Raw genomic sequence first — 22750 nt, 5'->3', positions numbered from 1 at the left:
TAATAAATTAATATATTTTAAATTATATTACATATTTGTATAAAATTAAAGACTACTGACACTTTGTCAGCAGTCTGGAAATAAAACCTAGAATAATTTAATAATTATTCTAGGTTTTATTTTTTTATTGAGTTTTAATAATTTTCTTTGAACCATTATAAGTTGCAATAAAGTATCCACCGTAAACCACAACTAATACTACAGCTGTACATAAAATATAGTATTGAATATTTTCACTTCCAAATATTGAAACAAGATCACTAGCCACTTTTAAACCAACTATAGAGTGAACTATTGCTAACGATAATGGAATAATAAAATAAATTCCTATTTGAGTTAACAATGACTTATTAATCATATTGTCGTCTACACCAATTTTCTTTAATATCTTATATCTATGAACATTATCTGCTGATTCACTTAATTGTTGAAGTGCTAAAACTGCTGCTGATGTTATTAAAAATACTATTCCCATATAAATTGCTAAATATGATATCATTGCTCCTATACCAACGGAATTATCTAAAAGTTCATTTTTAGTTAATCCATAAACTGCAATTTTACCTTCTCTATTTTCACTTCTAAAATTTTCATTTAAATATTTTTCAGCATCATTAATATTACTCTTAAAATTAATATTTAAATTACAAAACACTGGTTTAAGTCCATTTACTATTTCATCATTTACAACAATTGTACAAATATTATTTTTCATCATTGAGTCATAAGTAGTCACATTTATAACCTCATAATTTGATGGTACTAATATTTTATCATCTATATTTACTTCTATTCCGTTATCCATATTCTTTTGGATATCCTTAGTTACTTCACTTATATCTCCAAAAGCATAATATTCATTTTCCTTTAAATTTATTTCATTTTTATCTAGCATTTTCATAAGTGAATTAAAATCTAAAAGCTTAATAATACTAATTGCCATATCTTGTGATATTGGATATAAATTTTTATTTTTTTCTACTACTTCTTCACTAAAAAATTGCTTATAAGTAAAATCACTTTCATAATTTGTATATTGTGATTTTTCTCCTATAATTTCATCTAATCCATTATATTGTTCGTTAATTATATTTAATACATTTTCAGTATCATAAGACCAAAAACTTGCATCAAATTGTGTTAAATCCTCTATATCACTATTCATAGCCTTAGTTATTCCAAGTCCAGCTGAAAAAGTACATATAGCTACAAATAACATTAAGCATATAAAAGACATTGATATAAAAGTTGTATTTACTTTACTATTTATTTGCCTTAACACAAACATATTTAAATTTTTAAAATAATTCTTTTTATTGCTTTGGAATAGTTTAAGTAAAAATCCTGATAAAGAAAAGAAAAATAAAAATGTACCTACTGTTCCAAATATAATTGATTTGATTATTGTACTATCCATAACAGCTAAACCATTCTTTAATATTATGTGATATCCTGTACATATGCTTATTATACTTATTAAGAATACTACTATTGAACCCCAAATATTTTTAACCTTTAATTTCTCATTTTTCTTTGAAGCATTTAATAAATCTATTAATTTTACTTTTCTAATAATTATAGAGTTAAATATTAATACTACTAAATAAATAATTCCAAAATTCGCTATAGTCCTTAAAAAGGCATCTTTGGAAAATACAAATTGAAATTTACTTATATTAACTTCAAATAACTTAGCAGTAACTATGGATATTCCTTGTGATAATAATATTCCTAATATTAATCCTACTCCCAATGAAATCATACCTATTAGTATAGTTTCTATAAATATGATAATGGAAAGCTTGCTATTTTCCATTCCTAAAGTCATGTATATACCAAATTCTTTTTTTCGTCTTTTTATTAAATAATTATTGGCATATATTATTAAAAATCCTAAAATAAATGAAATAAATATGGAGACTATTCCTATAATATCACTTGTTAACTCAAAAGCATTAGCTTTCAAATCGCTTAATTCCATCATTATACTTTGAGATTCTATAGAATTAAAAGTATAAAATATACATACACCCAATACTAATGTTAAAAAATATATTGCATAGTCCTTTAAACTCTTTTTTATATTCCTAAAGGCTAATTTAAAATACATCTCTTTGGTCACCTCCAAGAATGGTTACAACTTCAATTATTTTATTAAAGAACTCTTTTCTACTATCATTTCCACGTGTTAACTCATTAAATATTTTTCCATCTTTAATAAATAAAATCCTACTAGCATAACTAGCTGTAAATGCATCATGAGTTACCATCATAATAGTTGCATTTAATTCCGTATTTAAATGTTCTAAACTTTCTAGAAGCATTTTTGCTGATTTTGAATCTAATGCTCCTGTTGGTTCATCTGCTAAAACTAATGATGGATTAGTTATTATTGCCCTTGCACATGCCACTCTTTGTTTTTGTCCTCCAGATACCTCATAAGGATACTTATTTAATACTTCTAGAATTCCTAACTTATTCGCTACTTTTTTAACTCTATTATCAATTTCCTTGTGATTAACTCTTGAAATGGTTAATGCTAATGCTATATTTTCATAACAATTTAATGTATCTAGTAAATTAAAATCTTGAAATATAAATCCGAGTTCTTCCCTTCTGAATTTTGCTATTTTTTTAGAGTTTAATTTTGTAATATCATTATTATTTATAAAAATATGCCCACTGCTTACTTTATCTATTGTTGAAATACAATTTAATAATGTTGTTTTACCGCTGCCAGAAGCCCCCATTACTCCAATGAATTCTCCTTCTTCTACTGTGAAACTAATATCATTAATAGCCTTTGTTATATTACTCTTATTTCCATAATACTTTTCTATATTAGTTACTTTTAAAACTTCATTTTTCATATTTTCCTCCACTACCTTAAACTTATTTACTAACTTTTCTTTTTTTATAACCTACTATTGTTAAAAAACTATAAAAACTGCTAATTATACTTACGTATATAATATTTATCTCCTTGGATTTATAATTTTACTTTTAAAACCTCAACATTCCTTGCTATGTTTTAATTTTATAATTCCTCTTCTTTACTATCCATAGAATTATATAACAGAACTCTTACATTTTTGTCATATAAGTTGTATAATGATTATTGAATAATAGTAATTATTATATAAGGAGGTAATTTATTTGAAAAAACTATTTAATATTTCTTTATTTTATTTAATTTTAGGACTAGCATTAGGTGTATTTTTTAGAGAATTTTCTAAGTTTAATTCATTTGATGGAGTAACAACTTTAAGTGCTGCCCATACTCATACTTTAGTTTTAGGTTTTATTTTCTTTTTACTTATAATGCTTATAGAAAAAATATTTACTATATCTAATAATAAATTTTTCAACACTTGGATTATTATTTATAATATAGGTTTAATATCATTAATTTCTACTTTAGTAGCACGTGGTATATTAGAAATACTAAGCAAAGATTTTGTAGGACTTCCTCATATTGCAGGAACTGCTCATACAATTTTAGCAATAGCACTTATTTGGTTTATGCTTATATTAAAAAAGGAAGTTTTTAAGAATAATTTATAATAAAAATATACTCCATAACAAATTTATAACTTGTTATGGAGTATATTTTATAATAACTATTTATTAAAATAATCTTCTCTCGAAATGCAATAATATAATTCACTAACCTTTTTATTATCTAATAATGGTAATTCTCTAGTTTTTTCAAACTTAAAGTTAAATCCAAACTTCTCTATTACTCTCTTAGATTTAGAATTAAAATCAAAATGTCCGCACCAAATTAAATCTAAATTTAATTCCTCGAACCCAAATTTTATTAATGCTCTTACTGCTTCTGGTATATATTCATTACCCCAATACTTAGGATTTAAAACATATCCTATTTCTCTAGAATTTCCACCTTTTATGTTTTCATCTATGTTCTTATAATGTAGTCCTATTCCACCAATAACCTTATTTTCAATTTTTAAAACTACTGCATATTCTTCATCACCATCGCTAAATATATTAACAATTTCTTTACTATCATCTATAGTTTTATGTACAGGCCATCCTGCATTAGGTCCTACTCTATCATCATTAGCATAATCATACATATCTAAATAATCATCTTTACACCATTTTCTTAATATTAATCTTTCTGTCTCAATACTCTTCATTAATTTCATCCCCCAATTTAATCTAAAACTTCATCATATCATTAACAGGAAATAATATTGAAACTTCTGTTCCTTCATTTTCCCTTGATTTAATATTAACACTTAAGCCTAACTTTTCACACATTTTTTTACATAAGTACAATCCCATTCCAGTAGTTTTCCCAAATCTCCTGCCATTTTTACCTGTATATCCTTTTTCAAAAGCCTTAATTACATCCTTTTCATCCATTCCAATTCCATTATCACATATTTTTAAAATTACATCATTTCCTATATCTTCACTATATATCTTTAAAATACTATTGCTTTTATCCATATATTTAATGCTATTACTTATAATTTGCCCTAAAATAAACTCTATCCATTTACTATCACAAAATACGATTTTATCAACATTCTTAATATCAATTTTAACCTTTTTTTCTATTAAACTAGTAGCATTTCTTCTAATTACAGAATTAATAGAATCTTTTAAATTAATTTTTTTAATCAAATAATCTTTTTCCACCGTATTACTTCTAGCATAAAACAATACTTGCTCTATATAGTTATCAATTTTTGTTACTTCTTCTCCAATACTTTCAGTTATTTCATTTTCATTATTTTCAATCAGTAACTTGCAGGTAGCTATAGGAGTTTTGATTTCATGAACCCACAATTCAATGTATTCCTTATAATCTGCGCTATCTCTTATAGCATCACTTATATCATCCTTCATAGATTTAGTTGCTTGTTCCAAGACTTCATAAAAAATTTTACTATCTAAAAAATCGCCTTCACTTGCTACATCCGCTATAAAATATTTCTTATCTAATCCTTCTAATTTATCTAATAAATTTTTATAATATTTTCTTTTATTAAAATAATCATAAAAATAAAAACTACTTGATGCTAAAAAATTTAAAATACATATAAAAATAACTGCATAATTATCAACATTTAATCCCAATAATATAAAAAAACTTATAATAAGTGCTATTAAATTTATTGCTATAAAAATATACTTTTCTTCAAGATATTCTAAAAAACTCATATTAAAATATATCCCTGCCCTCTCTTAGTTTGGAGATACCCTTCTGCTCCTATTCCATCTATTTTTTTTCTAAGCCTATTTATATTTACAGTTAACGTGTTATCATCAACAAATTCATCATTTTGCCATAATGACTTCATTAAATCATTTCTTGAAACAATTTTCCCTTTACTTTTCATTAACGTGTATAAAATTCTACTTTCATTTTTTGTTAATTCTATCTTATTATCTTTAAATGACATTTCGCTAGTTGACATATTATATTTAAGTCCATTAAATTCAAAAGTTTCAGCCTCTAAGTTCTGATATGTTCTTCTAATAATTGAAGATATTCTAGCTAAAAGAATTTGAGTATTATATGGCTTTGTTATAAAATCATCTGCCCCTAAGTTCATACTCATAAGTTCATCTATTTCACTATTCCTACTAGTTACTACTATTATTGGAACATTTGAATTTTTTCTTATTTCTCTACATATATAATATCCATCATAATATGGTAAATTAATATCTAATAATATTACATGTGGATTTTCTTTTAAAGCAATATTCACTATATTTTCAAAGTTTGTTGAATAACTTACTTCATAACCATATCTGTTTAAAAATTCACTTAGCTCCACTCTTATCTTTTCTTCATCTTCTATAATAAAAATTTTTTTATTCACATCTTTCACCTTATTCCCTTCTAACTTAATTATATATACTTTCACTTAAAAATAAAGCAAAGCTCAATTCTATGTATATAAAAGTATTTTATGGTAAAATATAACTTATATTTAATCTTTAAGGTGGTGATTTTAATGAAAGCTCTTATACTATATACAAATACCGGTGCAGGACATCATTCTGCTAGTAAAGCAATTTGTGAAGCTTTAAAAAGTATCGATGTTAAAACTATAGAAATAGATACCTTAAGCTTTGCTGGTAAAACTACTTCAAAAAAAATTGAAAACTCTTATGTAAATATAGTAAGAAAAGCACCTAATTTTTTTGGATTACTTTACAAAGCTGGTACTAAAATAAGTAATCCTAAAATCAAATCTATAATCTATATTTTAAATACTCTTTATGCTAATAAAATTCATACTTTAATAAAAAATGAAAAACCTGATTTAATAATTTGCACTCATATTTTCTGTGCACAAACTATCTCTTATCTTTATAGAAAATATTCTTTTAATTCTTTAACTGCGACTATTGTCACAGATTATACTTGTGCTCCTTTTTGGGAAGAAACTAACTTAGACTATTATTTCATTCCACATAAAGATTTAACTGACGAATTTATAGGTAAGGGTATCAATGCAAATAAAATTTTACCTTTTGGATTACCCATTAACACCAAATTTAATTATCATAATAATAAAGTTGACTCAAAAAAAGAATTAAATCTAAATCCTAATCTAAACCATATTCTTATTATGGGGGGAAGCATGGGAGCTGGTGATATTTTTAATACAACCTTATCATTATCTAAAGAATTAAATAATACACAGTTTTCAGTTATATGCGGTAATAATATAGAGTTATTTAATAGGTTTAAAAATAGAAGTTTAAGTAAAAATATTAATGTATTATCATTTGCAACAAATATAGATAAGCTAATGGATTCAAGTGATATCTTAATTACTAAACCTGGTGGCTTAACTACCACGGAAGCTATGACAAAAAATTTACCGGTGATACTTATCAATCCTATTCCTGGTGTTGAATCAAAAAATTGTAATTTTTTCATTAATCATAATATGGCTATAGCTTCTAATTCAATTGCTGAAACTTTAAAAGCGTGTAAACTGCTACTTAATGATAATACAGTTTCAAAGAGTATTATTTCATCACAAATTGAAAATATTAATCCTAATGCTGCTATTGATATTGCTAACTTCTTAGTAAATAATCTTAAAAACAGGAGGAATCAATGATACTTTTAAAAGAAGCTTTTTTAATATTTATTTCTTTTTTATCTGGATCAATTATGTATTCTTATATAATTCCTAAACTTTTTAAAAATATAGATATAAGAGAAATATCAGAAGATAGTAATCCTGGAGCAGGTAACGTAATAAAAAATGTTGGATTTGCTTTAGGAATACTATGTGTGATTTTAGATGTTCTGAAAGCCTTTATTCCAGTATATATATCAATTAATAAATTTAATGTAGATGGCATCCTTTTAGTTTTAATTGCAATTGCTCCTATTTTAGGACATGCATTTTCACCCTTTTTAAATTATAACGGTGGAAAAGCTATCTCTTCTACTTTTGGATCTTTTTTAGCACTTTATCCATTAAGCAATATATCAATAATTTTTGCAATAATATTAATATTTTTTAAATTCATTTTAACTATTAAACCAAATTCAAGCGTCATATTAGCTAGTACATTACTTCTTGATATAATTATTTTTATTTATGATAATAATTTTTATATTAAATTAATTTCTCTTTTTACATCATTTATTTTAATATACAAACATGAGATTAATAGAAATTATGGTGATATAAGCATTTCTCTTTTCAATAAATATTTTAAATTTACACTGAATAATTTTAATAATAAGAAAATCTTTTAAAATTTTATAAAAAAACTATTACAACTTTAAGTATAGTTGTAATAGTTTTTTACTTTAAATAAACTTAATATAATATTTTTTACTTAGCTAAAGTATTGCCTTTACTCCAAAATACCCAAAAGATATTAATATAAAATTCCATATACTTATGCCAATTGTTGAGTATAAAATAAATCCAGTAAAATCTGCCCTTATTATACCATAAACTAATGATACTAAAATTCTTACTACTGGAATTAATCTACATATAAAAACAGCTTTATTTCCATATTCATTTGAGTAATATAATATTTTTTCTGTATATTTTTTAGTCTTTGGTGCTTTCATATTTATTTTTTCTAATATAGGATTTCCTATTCTATAACCTATATAATATAAAGCCATACTCCCTGTAATGGCTGCTACTATAGATATTAATAGTACTAATATTAAACTACCGTTGCTCTCAGCAACAAAAGCTCCAATTGTAGGCATTACTATAGTAGCTGGTACCCCTGGACAATTTATATGTTCTAAAAATATTATAATAAACAAAAATATTAATCCATATTTTGTAAAACAACTTAATATATATTGTATTTCCATTTTATATTACCTTTCATTTTAAATTTGTAACTAATTTATTAAATATTAAATATAATTTATTGTTTGGGTTATTTTTATTTATATAAGATTATATTTAAAGTATCCTAATAAAATTACATTTAATATCTAATTTTATCAGTTCATACAATAAAATTAAATTTTTCTTAATTATGTATTGTTACCGTTTTCAGAATGTTGGTTTTTTTTTCTTTTAGTTGTATAATTACAATGACAAAATTTTTAACCAATATTTAACATTAATTTTAATTGAACTTTTAAAGGGGGATTTAACTCATGAAGCTTTCTTTTTGGAGGCAAGAACCAAAAACAATATTAAAGTTTTTATTAGCTCCAATAATTATTAATATTATTATTGAATTTTGTAGTAGAAGAAGTTTTTTAGAAACTATAAGTTATATAATAAATTCACCTCTAACATTTTTATATAATTCCTTTATAATTTTAACTACATTATCAGTTGTAATATTATTTAAAAGAAGACAGTTTATATTCACTATTATATCTAGTATTTGGATTGGATTTGGTATAACAAATGGTATAGTTTTAAGTCATAGAGTAACACCATTTACTGCTACTGATTTAACTCTTATAAAATCTTGTTTATCAATTTTTTCAAAATATTTATCACCAATTAGTATAATTTTAATAGCTATGGCTCTTATTATTTTAATAGGTTTATTAGTTTTTCTATTTTTTAAAGGACATAAATATGAATATAAAATAAATTATAAAAAGAATATATTAATAGTATCTTCATTATGTTTTTGCTTATTTTTATCTACTAAATTGGCTATTGGCTTAAATATTGTTTCATCTTATTTTGGAAATATTGCCTTTGCTTATTTAGACTATGGATTTCCTTATTGTTTTTCTAATACATTATTAAATACAGGTATAGATAAACCTAAGGATTATTCTAAAGAAACTATTTCGCAAATATCTAATTTAATAGCAAATACTGATTCAACTAACAAGTTACTACTTGCTAGTAGTGATAATAATTTAAAGCTTTCACAAAGTAGACCAAATATTATTATGCTACAATTAGAATCATTTTTTGATCCGACTTTAATAAATTACTTAAATTTTTCAAGTGATCCAGTACCAAACTTTAGAAATCTTAAAGAAAATTATCCCTCTGGATATTTAACAGTTCCATCTGTAGGGGCTGGTACTGCTAATACAGAATTTGAAATATTAAGTGGTATGAGTTTAAGGTTTTTTGGACCTGGTGAATATCCTTATAAAACAATTTTACAGGAAAGTACCTGCGAAACTATAAACTATGATCTAAAAGAGCTTGGATACTCTACTCATGCTATTCATAATAATAAAGGAACTTTCTATGATAGAGATTTTGTTTTTTCTCAATTAGGATTTGATACTTTCACTTCATTGGAATACATGAATGTACAAGAATATACTCCTACTGGTTGGGCTAAAGATTTTTATCTTACTGATGAAATATTAAAAAGTATTAATTCTACTATTGGCACAGATTTTGTTTATACTATTTCTGTTCAAGGTCATGGTGACTATCCTAAAGATAAAATTTTAGAAAATCCTGAAATAACTTTAACAGGATTAGAAGATGCAGAAACTAATAATGCATTTACTTACTATGTAAACCAAATACATGAAATGGATAAATTTCTTGGTGAGTTAACAACTGCTTTATCTAATCTTGCTGAAGATACTGTTTTAGTTTTATATGGTGATCACTTACCTACATTAGGACTTGCAGATGAAGATTTAAAAAATGGCTCTATATTTCAAACAGAATACGTAGTATGGAGTAATTTTGATCTATCTAGAGAAGATGAAGATTTAACAGCTTATCAATTAACATCTTCAGTATTAGAAAGTTTAAATATAAATAATGGTGTTTTAACAAAATTCCATAATCAATTTAAAAATTCAAGCGATTATCTAGATGATTTAAAACTATTACAGTATGATATGCTATATGGAGAAAAGTATATATATAATGGAGAAAATCCTTTTATTGCAACCAACTTACAAATGGGAATTGATAAAATAACTATAGATAATATATACACTGAAAATAATAAAATATTTATTAAGGGACAAAATTTCAATGAATTTAGCAAAGTTTATGTGAATAATGAATATATAGAAACCACATTTATTGATAATAATACACTGTCTATAGAAGATACTGATTTTCCACAATCATCTTCTATAGTTATAACTCAAAGAACATCTGGTGGTGGAAAACTAGGCTCAACAAACGAATATATTTATTAAATTTAATAGAAAAGTGATTATATACTGGAAGAAATATAATCACTTTTTAATTTTAATATTCTTTTCTATACTAAACACTTTACTTGTATAAAAATACTATCTTTTATATTTTTTCATTAAATAAATTATTGTTAAGTAAACTATAGAGAAAAATTAATGATATTATTGCAAGAAACATTTATAACAAACTTTAGAATTTATTTAATATCCAGATTCTTTTTTAAGCTGTTGTAGCTCATTTTCTGTTAAGTATCTCCATTTTCCATATTCTATTCCTTCAATATTTATATTCATAATTCTAATTCTCTCTAGTTTTGTTACTGTGTATCCAAATGACTTAGTCATTCTTCTTATTTGTTTGTTTAAGCCTTGTGTTAAAATAATATTAAATGTATTTTCATTTATTCTGCTTACTTTGCAAGGCCTTGTAATTGCATCCCCTATATCAACTCCACTTGACATACCTTTTATAAAATCTTCATCAAATGGATTATTTACAGTTACTATATATTCTTTTTCATGCAAATTATCTGATTCTAATATTTTATTTGATAATATACCATCATTAGTCATTATTATTAAGCCTTGTGATTCTTTATCTAATCTACCTACCGGAAAAATATATTGCCCATAGTCCATATAATCTATTATATTATTTTTTACATTTTCTGCTGCTGTACAAGTTATCCCTACTGGTTTATTTAATGCAATATAAATCTTTTTCTTAGCCTTAATAGGTTCATCATCAATTAATATATTGTCTTCTTCTTCCACCCATTGTCCCATTTGTGCTAATAAACCATTAACCTTTACTCGCCCATCTTCTATTAATCTATTTGTTTCTCTTCTGGAGCATATTCCTAAATTACTAAAAAGTTTATTTATTCTCATACAAAACTTTATCCTCTCATTCATAAATACTATTTAAATAATACATATGAAAATTAAAAATGACAAGCAACAAATTTTATCAATCTGCTACTCATCATTTTAATATATTATATTTACAAATTTAGCTTATTAGCCTTAGATTTAACCATTCCTTAATTCTTACTAATTATTAAAAGGTTCTGTATGAATATTTATTTCTTTTATATATCCTAAGTTAGAAATTATTTTCTTTTCTAACTTATCTGCTATTTCATGTGCCTCTTCTAAAGTTTTACTCTTATCAATAAATATACTCATATCTACATATGCAATAGATCCATATTTTCTAGATTTTAAATCTTTTATTCCATATATTTTTTCATAGTTTTCTACTATATTTTCAATTTCATTTATATCATTGTCACTTATTGAACTATCCATCAATTCTCCACAAGAAGATTTTAAAATATCAATACCTATCTTTACAACAACTATTGCTACAATTATTGATGCTATTGGATCTAAAATCTTAAATCCAAGTATTGCACCACCTATTCCTATAAAAGCTGCAATAGATGATAATGCATCTGATCTATGATGCCATGCATCAGCTTTTAAAGCAGATGAATTAGTTTTCTTAGCTACTCTTATAGTAATCTGATATTGATATTCTTTAACTCCAATTGAAATTGCTGCTACTATTAATGGTAATATAGTTGGAATTTTCACCTTACTAAGATTTAATAATGAAACTATTCCATCGTATCCTATTTTCACTGCAACTAAAATAAGTACTGCTGATAAGATAAATGCTACCAAACTTTCAGCTTTTTCATGACCATATTGATGCTCTTTATCTCTGGGTTTTCTAGATATTTTATTGCCTATAAGAATACCAATTGAAGTAATTATATCTGAAGCTGAATGTAATCCATCTGCAATTATTGCCGTAGAATTTCCTAAAAATCCAGCAAATATTTTCAAAATCGTTAATCCTATATTAAGTAAAATTGATATTATCGTTATCTTATTAGATTCATCATATCTATCTTCCATGAATACCACCCCTATTATCATATGATAATTATATTATATGTATTAACTTCTTATTTGTACATATTTTATAAAACAAACTTTTTTCTCAATTGATAATCGATTTTGTTAGTTTATAATATTCATTATCTATTTACTTATAAAATTCAAGACATATTATTATATACAATTTTCACCTAAAGGTCCTAAAAAACACAAAAAACAAGCAATAAAAGTTTTTTATTTTAACCTTTTGCTTGTTTTTTTATTTTAATATACAAATTCTAAGTTTTCTTTTTCATTAAAGAAATCAGAATAGTCTATATCAAATAATGGTTTTTTAACTTTTCTTATATCAATATTTTCCTTTATAAGTTGTGTCAATACTCCAACATAAGATAAATCACCTTGAACTATAGCACCATATATTACTCCATCCTTATATATTATCTTTTTATAATCCTTTCCTTTTACTTGCTGTTCCTCTTTATAACTATCATCAGGTTTATTTACTAATCCTAGAGACATTGTTGCTAATCCACAGAAATTCATAGTGTTTTTACTTCCAAAAAAGTCATCCATATATATTTCTTTACCAATCATATTATTAGCTGCTATAATTCCTTCTTTAACGGCAGTTGGCCATATTGGATTTCTTCCTGTTATATCTCCAGCTCCATAAACATCCTTTATATTAGTTTCACCTTTTGAGTTAATTATAAGACCAAATTTATCACACTCTATACCACTATCATTTAAAAAACCTATATTAGCTCTAACACCTGTGCATGCTATTATTAATTCACAAGGTACTTCTTCTTCAGTATTTAATTTTATTGAAATTGGATTATTATTATCATCTACTATAACTTTTTCAGCTCTTACTCCAAACTTAAAGTTCACACCTTCTTCTTTTAATCTTTCTTGATATACTTCTGCTGCGTAATTGTCTAATTGAAGTGGTAATATTCTATCTCCCATTTCAACTAAAGTAATATTTACATCATAATCTAAAAGACCTGCTAAAACATCTACCCCTACTAATCCAGCACCTAAAATAGCAACATTTTTAACTTTTTTAGCTTCTTCCTTAATCTTAATAGCATCATCTAAATTTCTAAGTCCTACTACATTATTAGCAGTTCTTAAATTTTCTATTGGTGGTAAAAATGATGATGATCCTGCTGCCAATAAAACTTTATCATAGCTTAAATTTTCATTATTTGATAATTTAAGCTTTTTTTCTTTGATATTTATCCCTACTACCTCTACTCCCTTTATCCACTTTATATTATATATTTCAAAAAAATTCTTTGGAGTAAAGTCTAAAGCTTCTATTTCTCTTCTTCCATCTAAAAAATGATGAAGTATGCATCTTGAATAAACATATTCATCTTTAGATACTAATATTATCTCTGCATTTTTATCATTTTCACGTAGCGTTTTAGCTGCATTAATTCCAGATGCAGATGCTCCTACTATAACATATGCCATTATTCATCTACCTCCTCTAAAGTCAATGCATTCATTGGACATTTATCTACACATTGAGGAAAGTTTTGCTCTGTTGATATACACATGTCACATTTCATTACTTCTCTATTAGTTTGGTAATCCATCTTTAAAACACCATAAGGACATGCCATTATACACATATAACAAGTTGCACATCTGCTTTTGTCATAAATAACGTATTTACTTTCATCATCTTTTCTCATAGCTCCAGTTGGACAAGCGTAAACACATTCTGGTCTAGTACAATGTCTACAATAAATTGGTGCAAATCGTCCTTCACTATTAATAACAATCCTTCCTCTTGTATCTCTTGATCCATGAGATACCTTACATGCTGTAGTACATGTTAAACAACCAATACACTTTTTTCTATCTATTTTTATTCTCTTCATAGCCGTCTCCTAGTTAATCTTTTCTATTTTTACTGGCACATATTTAAAATTGGGTTCTTTTGAATATGTATCAAATATAGATGGTAATAGTGAATTTGCTTCTATATAATGCATTGGCGCATATATTTGATCTTTTTTAACACTTCTACTTAGCTTAACAAGAAAGTTATTACTTACACCATTTGGTGAGGTTATTTTAATTGTTTCATTATCCTTTATTCCTAATTCATTTGCTAAATCTGTATTTATATTTACATATCCTTCATGAGGAACTATAGAGAAAACATCCGGTATCTCTCTAGTTCTTGTTTGTGTATGCCATTGACCAACAGTTCCTCTTCCTGTATTAAATAAGTAAGGGTACTCATCTGATTGTTCATAAGTTACTGGTGCTACATCTTCATAAATAAATTTAGCTTTTCCACTTGGTGTATAATACTTATTATCTTCAAAAAGTCTTCTTTCATCTTTTTCTAACTGTTCACCTGCTCTAAATGGCCATTGTACTCCCCTTGAATCTTTTAACATATCATAATCCACACCTGTAATATCACAAGGCATTCCTTTAGTGCATGCTTTTAATGTTTCAAATGCATCCCTTGGTGTCTTCCATTTGTCTAATAATTTTCCCATTCCTAAAGCTTTACCTATACCCAACATAATATCATAATCTGTTAATTCATTTTCCTTCTTTTCTAATACTGGATCAAGCTTTGACAGTCTTCTTTCTGTATTAATTAATACGCCTTCTTTCTTTAATCCATTGGCTGAAGGTAATAATAAATCACAATAACTAGTAGTTTCAGTATCTGCATAAATATCTTCTACAACTAAGAATTCTAATTTTTCAGCAGCTTTTTTAAAGTCTAAATTATTTATCCAAGAAACTATAGGGTTAGTTGCTATTACCCATAAAGCCTTTATTTCTCCAGAATTTATCTTATCTATTATAACATTATAAGGAAGAGTAGGCTTCTTAGGTAACATTTCAGGATCTATATCTAAAGCCTCTGCTACAGCTTTTCTCCTTGCCTCATTATCATATTCCCCTCCACCATAAAGTCCTGTAGTATTACTAAAAAGTCTAGAGCCCATAGCATTACATTGACCAGTAATAGAGTTAGGCCCTGTTCCAAGTCTACCTATATTTCCTGTCATTAAAGCTATATTTATAATTGCTTGTGCTGTTCTTACTGCTTGATATCCTTGATTTATTCCCATAGTCCACCATAATGATACTCTTTTCCCATTATGTATTATTTCAGCCAGCTCTAAAACTCTGCCCTTAGATATACCTGTTTTTTCTTCAACATCTTCTAATGTATATTTTTTTACATGTTCTTTAAAACCTTCAAAATCTTCTGTGTATTTTTCAATATAATCAGTGTCAATCCAACCTTTTTCAATAAGAACATTTGATAATGTATATAAAAGTGTTAAATCTGATTTTGGTTTTATATCTATCCACATATCACAATTGCTTACAGTTTCTGTTCTTCTAGGATCTATAGCGATCTTTATGCAATCTTTATTATTTTTAGTCTTTCCCCAAAGAATTGGATGTGCAACTACAGGATTACAACCAATAAATATAATTACATCAGAATGCTCTAAATCATTAAAAGTATATGGTGGAGCATCAAATCCAAAGCTTTGCTTATACGCAACTACTGAAGTAGCCATACAAAGTCTTGTATTTCCATCCCCATTACCACCTAAAAATGTTCTTCCTATATGCCCTGCTAATGCCATCTCTTCTGTAGCTAATTGACCTGTGCTTAAAAATGCAAAACTTTCTTTACCATACTTCTCTTGTATCTCTGTTACTCTTTTAGCAAATAAATCAAATGCCTCTTGCCATTGTATTTGTTTTAATTCTCCATTCTTATCTCTTAAAAGTGGAAGTACAGGATTTTCATGTTCAGTATTTTGCTTATCTAAATTTAATCCCTTTACACAGCAAAAACCCTTATTAACAGGATAATCACTAGTAGGCACTACTCTCTTAATAAAACCATTGTCCTCAACATGAAAATCTAAGTTACATGCTATAGAACAATAATTACAAGTAGATCTTACAACTTTCAATTAAATCACTCCTTCTTTAATTAATTCTATATCTCCATAAAATACTTATAATTTATTAATTTTTTAATATCCTTATGTAAATTTATTTTTGTTATCCACATTACTTTCTCATGTAATGTACTCCTCCCCAATTTACATTTTCACTTACTTCAGCTATCTCTGGTAAATTTACTCCATCTAAAGCCCATTTTTTATATTCCTTATATCCAACTCTATCAACTATATACCCAATATGCTCTTTTCCATAAGGTGCATCTGGGCTTATATATTCTCTAACAAACTTATATGTATTTTCTATAATTTTTAATACAGTATCTTCATCTGCCCACTTTATAAAATCTTCTGCAATTCTTGGGTTTGTTTTTCCTGTTCTCCCCATAATAACAACTCTAAAATATTTTTTAGGACTCCTACTCCATGCATTATTAGGGCAAGCTAAGACGCACTCTCCACATCCAATACACTTACTTGGATCTCTAACAACCTTATAATTCTTAGCACTTAATGCTGTAGTTGATACTTGCTTACATTTCTTTACACAAGCTCCACAAGATATACATCTATAAGAATCATAAACAGGCAAACACATTCCGATTATACCTATATCATGCATTCTAGCTTTTATACAATCATTTGGACATCCTGTTGCTGCTATTTTTACATGCAAATCATCTGGATATACCATATCTTCTATTTTTCTTGCTAATTCAGTTGTATTATATTGAGCTTTTGGACAAATATTATTTCCAATGCAAGAAGTTATATTTCTCGTACCTGCTGAAGGATATCCATTGCCCTTATGATTTTGATTAGTCCCCATATTATCAATAATAGGTTGAAGTGCATCATTTACCTCATTCATACGCTCCATTGGAATACCTAATACTTCAAATCCTTGTCTTGTTGTAATATGAACTCTTCCATCTCCATATTTATCAGCAAGATCTGCAACTAATTTTAATGTATCTGTACGAATTGAACCTCCTGGAATTCTAATTCTTACTGCTGTCATATATTTATTTTTAGTTATTCTAAAGGCATTTTTCATTGTCTTTCTTGTATTCAAATCATGTATAAGAGCCATAACCTACCCCTCCTAATCATATAAAGTCTTTCCAAAAGCATAATTAAATACTGGGCCATCAGTACATATATAAGTTGTATTCATTCTACAATGGCCACATTTTCCTAGTCCACAACACATTTTTCTTTCATAAGAAACCCAAATATTATAATCTTCTATACCAATCTTTTGGAATTCAATTATTGAAAATTTCATCATCATTGGAGGTCCAACAATTACTACAGAAACATTATTTTTATCACTTATATTAAGATCTGGTATGTATTTAGTTACAAGGCCAACCTTCCCTTTATATTCCTCATCCCCTTTATCAACTGTTAATATTACATTAAATTTACTCTTCCATTTTTCTATATCTTCTTTAAATAAAATATCATCAGGAGATCTAAATCCACATATTAATGTTACTCCTCTACACTTATCTATATTTGCATAAAAATACTCTAAAATTCCTCTAACAGGTGCTAATCCACTTCCCCCTGATACAATTATTATTTCTTTATCCACATAATTTTTTATTTCAAATCCATTTCCATATGGTCCTCTTAACCTTATAATATCTCCTATATTCAATTTAAATATTTCTTCTGTAACCTTTCCAACTTCTCTAATTGTAAAATCTAAATATTCATCACTAAATCCTGATACTGATATTGGAGACTCTCCATATTTAGGCATAGAAATCTCAAAGAATTGTCCCGGATTTATTTCATCACATTTTCTATTCACCCTGAAAGTCCATTCCTTTGGAGTATGTTTGATAATATCTAAAATTTTTACTTCATAAGGAATATATTCATTTTCCATCTTTTACCCCTCCTTTTGCTTACTTTTAACAAATTGAGTTACTTTATTCATAGCAGTTGATATTGATATATATTGAGGACATACATCATCACATCTTCCACATCCTATACACATTTGTGGTCCAAACCTTTCTCCATAATCATACATCTTATGCATGGTCCTATATCTCATTCTATCGCCATTTCTTACTCTAACATCATGACCTCCAGCCATTAAAGAAAATCCTGGAATTTGACATGATGCACCTACTCTTCTTCTTTCTCCGCATTTAGTATTATCTTGGCTTACTATATCTTGCATTGTATAGCAAGAGCATGTTGGACAAGAAAGATTGCATCTTCCACAAGCTATACATCTATAATCATATTCTCTCCAAAGTTCTGCTTCTGCTACCTCTAATGGATTTAATTTTTCTGGTAATGTTACTGTAACATCATTAGAAGATACAAATTCAATATTAAAATCTGCTTTCTCTCCAATAAATATATCTTTAAATTCTTCATCTTTTATATCTATATAAACATAACCTTTATCTACCTTAACCCCTAGTGAATAATCTTCTGTTTTATTTGTTCCAAAACTTACACAAAAACAATTTCTAAAACTCTTTGAACAACCTATTAAAACTATCTTAACCTTATCCCTAAGTCTCTTATAATAGTAGTCTGGCTCTTTTCCATTTTTTAAATATACATTATCTATACGATGTAAGCCATGAATATCACATGAACGCATAAATACCAACATTTTTCTTTCATCTATTGATGGAATTTTATATTCATCTTCATTGTAATAAAATAAAGTTTCTGTAACTGGCATAACTACTTCTTTAGCTGTAAAATGTGACTTACGATCAAATTCAATTTCCTTAATACTTTTTACTTCTTCATAGCTAATTACATCAGTATCTGAATATTGTCCTGCATAGGGTATAGATACTGGCGCAATTACTTTATATCTATCACTTATATTTTTTATTATGTCATCAAATTCTTGTACAGTAATTTTAATCTTCATTAATTATCACCTCTCTTTTTTCATGACTTTATCTTTTGTAAAATTATTCTTTTATATTCATTTATTCCTTTTACTTATATTTTCTAAATAAAAAAGAGTAAATTAAAGTCTTATTTCTAATATTAAAACTCTAACTTACTCTATCTTCATATAGCTCAAAATATATTATTATTTATAATTTTATATCAGTACATTTAAAAATCTTTCTATTTCTTTTTCATCTAGATAAACATCACCTATCATTCCATGAATTCTATAATATTCTATATAGTCATGAAAATCAGAACCTGCTGTATAAATTATTCCTCTCTCATTAGCAAAATTAATGAAATATTTAGTATCCTCTTCTGTATTTTTAAAATACTTTGCTTCTATTCCATCAAAATTTAAGTTAAGTATTTTATATAAATCTCTATTACATAAAAGTACTGGATGTGCTAAAACAACTGTTGCACCAAAAAATCTTAATATATCAATGCCTGTTTTAACACATATTTTATTTTTGTAGCCACAAAAATCAATTGCTCCATCGAATATATTTCTAATATCACTTATCCTTTTATGCTTAACTTTAAAAAGAACTTCCCTTAGCAACTCATTTTTATAACTATCATCCTTAAAATATCCTAATATATGGACTCTACACTCATTATACTTAGTCGATAATTCAACTCCTGGAATAACTCTTATTCCCACTTTCATTCCTTCCTCTATAGCCTCATCTACTCCATCTGTATTATTATGATCTGTTATAGAAATTATATCTACTTCTCTTTGCTTGGCTAAGTGAACTATTTCACCTGGCGATAATCCACCATCAGAAAAAGTTGAATGTATATGAAAATCTCCCCTTTTATACATTTTTTCTTACCTTAAATTTATTATACACTTCAATATATTAATATTTTTATAATATTGTTTATAAAAATATTAATATATTGAAATATAAAAAAAGCAATCCAAAAGGATTGCTTTATGTAAAACAAATTTTTTTGCTTTAAACTATTTGTTTAATTGAGCTTTTGCAGTTTCTACTAAGTTTGCAAATGCCTTTGGATCGTTGATAGCTATTTCAGATAACATCTTTCTGTTCATGTCGATTCCAGCTAACTTGATTCCGTTCATGAATTTTGAGTATGAAAGACCATTCATTCTTGTAGCAGCGTTAATTCTTGCTATCCATAATCTTCTGAAATCTCTCTTCTTTAATCTTCTTCCAACGTATGCATTTCTTAAAGCTCTGATTACAGATTCGTTAGCAGTTCTGAATAATCTGCTCTTCCCACCGTAGTAACCTTTTGCAAGCTTTAAAACTTTTTTATGATTCTTACGAGCATTTACCGCTCTCTTAACTCTTGCCATTTTGTATTCCTCCTAAGTCCTCTATATTATAGGTATGGTAATAATTTCTTCATTGCTTTTTCTTGAGTAGTTGAAACGTAAGCAGCTTTTCTTAAGTTTCTCTTTCTCTTAGCACTTTTCTTTGTTAAGATATGGCTCTTGAAAGCTTTAGCTCTCTTTAACTTTCCAGTACCAGTCTTTTTAAATCTTTTAGCTGCACCTCTGTGCGTTTTCATTTTTGGCATGATAATATTCTCCTCTCTGGTTATGCTTTTTTAGGGGCTAATACCATTGTCATGTTTCTTCCTTCTTGTTTTGCTGGCTTTTCAACCATGCAAACATCCTCAAGCTTTGAAACAAAGTTTTCTAAGATTTTTAATCCTAGATGACCTAATGTTGCTTCTCTACCTTTGAATCTAACAGTGACTTTTACTTTATCCCCATCTAATAAGAACTTTCTAGCATTCTTAGCTTTAATTGCAATGTCATTTTCTTCAATAGTTAAACTACATCTGATTTCTTTAATGACAGTAACTTTTTGCTTTTTCTTAGCTTCTTTTTCCTTTTTAGATTGCTCGTAAATGTATTTGCCTAAATCCATTATTTTACATACTGGTGGCACCGCAGTTGGAGAAATCATTACTAAATCTAATTCCTTCTCTTCTGCTATTTGTAGAGCTTCATTTCTAGAGATTACTCCTAATTGACTACCATCTGCGTCAATTACTCTTAATTCTCTTTCTCTAATACTTTCATTACAAGTAAAGTTTTTACTGATAACATTCACCTCCGATAAAATCTATCAAGAAAAATATATAAATAAAAGGGCAGCAAATTATGCCGCCCTCGTATTATTAAAAAAATCTAGACATACTTCTAGATAAAATTTCAATAAGTTCATTACCTTACTAAGCTTAGCCGTAAGGCGAGAAACGGCTGTTTCTTCTTGACAAAGATTATTATAGCATCGTATCAACATATTGTCAAACACTTTAATATTAGTATTTATTCACAAATACTAATTTCTCTTTTAACGCTACCTTTAATCATATAACACTTATCTAATATTTTAAAACCTGCTTTAATTATTAAATCATCCATATCTTCACAAGTAATTATAATTAATCTTTTGGATATGGCTCTTGCTTTATTAATTATATCAACTTGCTCTTTTAAAGTCACTGGAGAAAATAAACCATAAGGAATATCTATTATGGCAACATCGAAGATATTTTTTATATTATGCATATCTCCACTAGTTATTATATCCCTATTATACCCAAAATACTCAATATTATTTCTAGCATTACAAGCTATAGGTTTACTTATTTCATATCCTTTAATATCCACTCCCAGATCAAGTGCTTCTATAACAACAGTTCCAACACCACAACATGGATCAACAACTTTAAGCTTTCTTTTATTATCTCCAACTGCAATATTAACTAAAGCTCTAGCCATTCTTAACGTAACTGCATTAGAATAAGAATGTGGCTTATCATTATGCTTTTGCCACCTAAAATCATTCTTTACAAATTCTCCAAATATCCATTTATCTTTTACCTTAGTTATAGCTAAATTAATCTTTGGATTATGTATATCTGGAAATCCTGTTATAACAAACCCTATTTCTCGCACTGCCTTAAGACGCTCTTCATAAGATACATCATTATCTTCACTCTTTACATAATTAACTTTAAAATCATCATAGGATATTTTATTTTCTTTGATATTATTAATTATTTTCTCTAATGTATCTTCTATGTATATTATACGAATCTTGGATTTTATAAACGGACTTCTAGATGGATTAAAATCCTTACTTGAGAATAAATATTTTTCATTAGGAACTACTCCAAAGATACTCTTCATTTCCATATTGCATAATTCATTTTCCATATCCGAACAATTTATAAAATAAAAATATTTTCCTAGGGGATTTTCATAATCACTAATTAT

Annotated in this window: 23 protein-coding genes; 4 read left to right on the top strand and 19 right to left on the bottom strand. The window is 26.7% G+C overall.

Going from position 1 to position 22750, the window contains the following annotated elements; genetic code table 11:
- Positions 1–124: 124 nt before the first annotated feature.
- Positions 125–2110 (bottom strand): FtsX-like permease family protein, encoded by a 1986-nt coding sequence (locus LPC13_RS08405; RefSeq protein WP_005211320.1) that lies wholly within the window; start codon positions 2108–2110, stop codon positions 125–127.
- The gene (locus LPC13_RS08400; protein WP_040418780.1) at positions 2100–2870 is read right to left on the bottom strand and encodes an ABC transporter ATP-binding protein; all 771 of its coding nucleotides are present in this window, start codon (positions 2868–2870) and stop codon (positions 2100–2102) included. Before LPC13_RS08400 ends, LPC13_RS08405 begins: the two co-directional genes overlap by 11 nt.
- A 286-nt stretch (positions 2871–3156) precedes the next feature.
- On the opposite strand from LPC13_RS08400, the gene LPC13_RS08395 reads away from it, so the two are divergent.
- A complete protein-coding gene (locus tag LPC13_RS08395; RefSeq protein ID WP_005211323.1) occupies positions 3157–3564 on the top strand; it encodes a DUF2871 domain-containing protein in 408 nt (135 codons plus the stop codon).
- A gap of 56 nt (positions 3565–3620) precedes the next feature.
- Here LPC13_RS08395 and LPC13_RS08390 read toward each other — a convergent pair whose 3' ends face one another.
- The 3 genes from LPC13_RS08390 to LPC13_RS08380 are packed head-to-tail and all read right to left on the bottom strand — an operon-like array spanning position 3621 to position 5864.
- The gene (locus tag LPC13_RS08390; protein ID WP_040418782.1) at positions 3621–4163 is read right to left on the bottom strand and encodes a GNAT family N-acetyltransferase; all 543 of its coding nucleotides are present in this window, start codon (positions 4161–4163) and stop codon (positions 3621–3623) included.
- Positions 4164–4185: 22 nt separating this feature from the next.
- On the bottom strand, positions 4186–5196 hold the full coding sequence (locus tag LPC13_RS08385) for a sensor histidine kinase (RefSeq protein ID WP_195244157.1): 1011 nt from the start codon (positions 5194–5196) through the stop codon (positions 4186–4188).
- Complete coding sequence (locus LPC13_RS08380) at positions 5193–5864, bottom strand: response regulator transcription factor (protein WP_234088746.1); 672 nt, start codon at positions 5862–5864, stop codon at positions 5193–5195. The genes LPC13_RS08385 and LPC13_RS08380 overlap by 4 nt, the downstream gene beginning before the upstream one ends.
- 135 nt (positions 5865–5999) lie before the next feature.
- Here LPC13_RS08380 and LPC13_RS08375 point away from each other — a divergent pair, with 135 nt between their 5' ends.
- The gene (locus tag LPC13_RS08375; protein WP_234088745.1) at positions 6000–7121 is read left to right on the top strand and encodes an MGDG synthase family glycosyltransferase; all 1122 of its coding nucleotides are present in this window, start codon (positions 6000–6002) and stop codon (positions 7119–7121) included.
- Positions 7118–7771 (top strand): glycerol-3-phosphate acyltransferase, encoded by a 654-nt coding sequence (locus tag LPC13_RS08370; protein WP_005211328.1) that lies wholly within the window; start codon positions 7118–7120, stop codon positions 7769–7771. The genes LPC13_RS08375 and LPC13_RS08370 overlap by 4 nt, the downstream gene beginning before the upstream one ends.
- An 87-nt stretch (positions 7772–7858) precedes the next feature.
- Here LPC13_RS08370 and LPC13_RS08365 read toward each other — a convergent pair whose 3' ends face one another.
- Positions 7859–8356 carry a DedA family protein gene (locus LPC13_RS08365; protein WP_005211329.1) on the bottom strand — a complete coding sequence of 166 codons (498 nt, stop codon included), beginning with the start codon at positions 8354–8356 and terminating at the stop codon, positions 7859–7861.
- Positions 8357–8650: 294 nt separating this feature from the next.
- Here LPC13_RS08365 and LPC13_RS08360 point away from each other — a divergent pair, with 294 nt between their 5' ends.
- A complete protein-coding gene (locus LPC13_RS08360) occupies positions 8651–10645 on the top strand; it encodes an LTA synthase family protein (protein WP_005211330.1) in 1995 nt (664 codons plus the stop codon).
- A gap of 201 nt (positions 10646–10846) precedes the next feature.
- On the opposite strand, the gene LPC13_RS08355 is transcribed toward LPC13_RS08360, so the two are convergent.
- The 13 genes from LPC13_RS08355 to LPC13_RS08295 all read right to left on the bottom strand — a co-directional run bounded on the left by LPC13_RS08355 (position 10847) and on the right by LPC13_RS08295 (position 22690).
- Positions 10847–11536, bottom strand: coding sequence for a pseudouridine synthase (locus LPC13_RS08355; protein WP_040418785.1), 690 nt, complete (start codon positions 11534–11536; stop codon positions 10847–10849).
- Between the two features lie 162 nt (positions 11537–11698).
- Positions 11699–12571, bottom strand: coding sequence for a cation diffusion facilitator family transporter (locus LPC13_RS08350; RefSeq protein WP_040418788.1), 873 nt, complete (start codon positions 12569–12571; stop codon positions 11699–11701).
- Positions 12572–12817: 246 nt separating this feature from the next.
- Positions 12818–14041: an NAD(P)/FAD-dependent oxidoreductase gene (locus LPC13_RS08345; RefSeq protein WP_195244152.1), complete on the bottom strand. Its 1224-nt coding sequence runs from the start codon at positions 14039–14041 to the stop codon at positions 12818–12820.
- On the bottom strand, positions 14041–14454 hold the full coding sequence (locus LPC13_RS08340; protein WP_005211335.1) for a 4Fe-4S dicluster domain-containing protein: 414 nt from the start codon (positions 14452–14454) through the stop codon (positions 14041–14043). The genes LPC13_RS08345 and LPC13_RS08340 overlap by 1 nt, the downstream gene beginning before the upstream one ends.
- A gap of 9 nt (positions 14455–14463) precedes the next feature.
- Positions 14464–16542 (bottom strand): molybdopterin oxidoreductase family protein, encoded by a 2079-nt coding sequence (locus LPC13_RS08335; RefSeq protein ID WP_234088744.1) that lies wholly within the window; start codon positions 16540–16542, stop codon positions 14464–14466.
- A gap of 100 nt (positions 16543–16642) precedes the next feature.
- Positions 16643–17626, bottom strand: coding sequence for a sulfite reductase subunit C (gene asrC, locus LPC13_RS08330; protein WP_005211338.1), 984 nt, complete (start codon positions 17624–17626; stop codon positions 16643–16645).
- Between the two features lie 12 nt (positions 17627–17638).
- Positions 17639–18433: an anaerobic sulfite reductase subunit AsrB gene (gene asrB, locus LPC13_RS08325; protein WP_005211339.1), complete on the bottom strand. Its 795-nt coding sequence runs from the start codon at positions 18431–18433 to the stop codon at positions 17639–17641.
- Positions 18434–18436: 3 nt separating this feature from the next.
- Positions 18437–19450 carry an anaerobic sulfite reductase subunit AsrA gene (gene asrA / locus LPC13_RS08320; protein ID WP_234088743.1) on the bottom strand — a complete coding sequence of 338 codons (1014 nt, stop codon included), beginning with the start codon at positions 19448–19450 and terminating at the stop codon, positions 18437–18439.
- 180 nt (positions 19451–19630) lie between these two features.
- Positions 19631–20311, bottom strand: a complete 681-nt coding sequence (locus tag LPC13_RS08315; RefSeq protein WP_005211342.1) for a PHP domain-containing protein — start codon at positions 20309–20311, stop codon at positions 19631–19633.
- Positions 20312–20452: 141 nt separating this feature from the next.
- Positions 20453–20812 carry a 50S ribosomal protein L20 gene (rplT, locus tag LPC13_RS08310; RefSeq protein ID WP_005211350.1) on the bottom strand — a complete coding sequence of 120 codons (360 nt, stop codon included), beginning with the start codon at positions 20810–20812 and terminating at the stop codon, positions 20453–20455.
- A gap of 26 nt (positions 20813–20838) precedes the next feature.
- Positions 20839–21036: a 50S ribosomal protein L35 gene (rpmI, locus tag LPC13_RS08305; protein WP_005211352.1), complete on the bottom strand. Its 198-nt coding sequence runs from the start codon at positions 21034–21036 to the stop codon at positions 20839–20841.
- Positions 21037–21056: 20 nt separating this feature from the next.
- Positions 21057–21578 (bottom strand): translation initiation factor IF-3, encoded by a 522-nt coding sequence (infC, locus tag LPC13_RS08300; RefSeq protein WP_005211354.1) that lies wholly within the window; start codon positions 21576–21578, stop codon positions 21057–21059.
- A 218-nt stretch (positions 21579–21796) separates the two neighbouring features.
- Positions 21797–22690 (bottom strand): TRM11 family SAM-dependent methyltransferase, encoded by an 894-nt coding sequence (locus LPC13_RS08295; RefSeq protein ID WP_147576234.1) that lies wholly within the window; start codon positions 22688–22690, stop codon positions 21797–21799.
- Between the last annotated feature and the right edge of the window lie 60 nt (positions 22691–22750).

The organism is Clostridium celatum (genome assembly GCF_021412605.1).
GTDB classification, from domain to species: Bacteria; Bacillota; Clostridia; order Clostridiales; family Clostridiaceae; genus Clostridium; species Clostridium celatum.
Note: the sequence above shows the minus strand (reverse complement) of the source record. Positions and strands in the feature narration are given on the sequence as shown.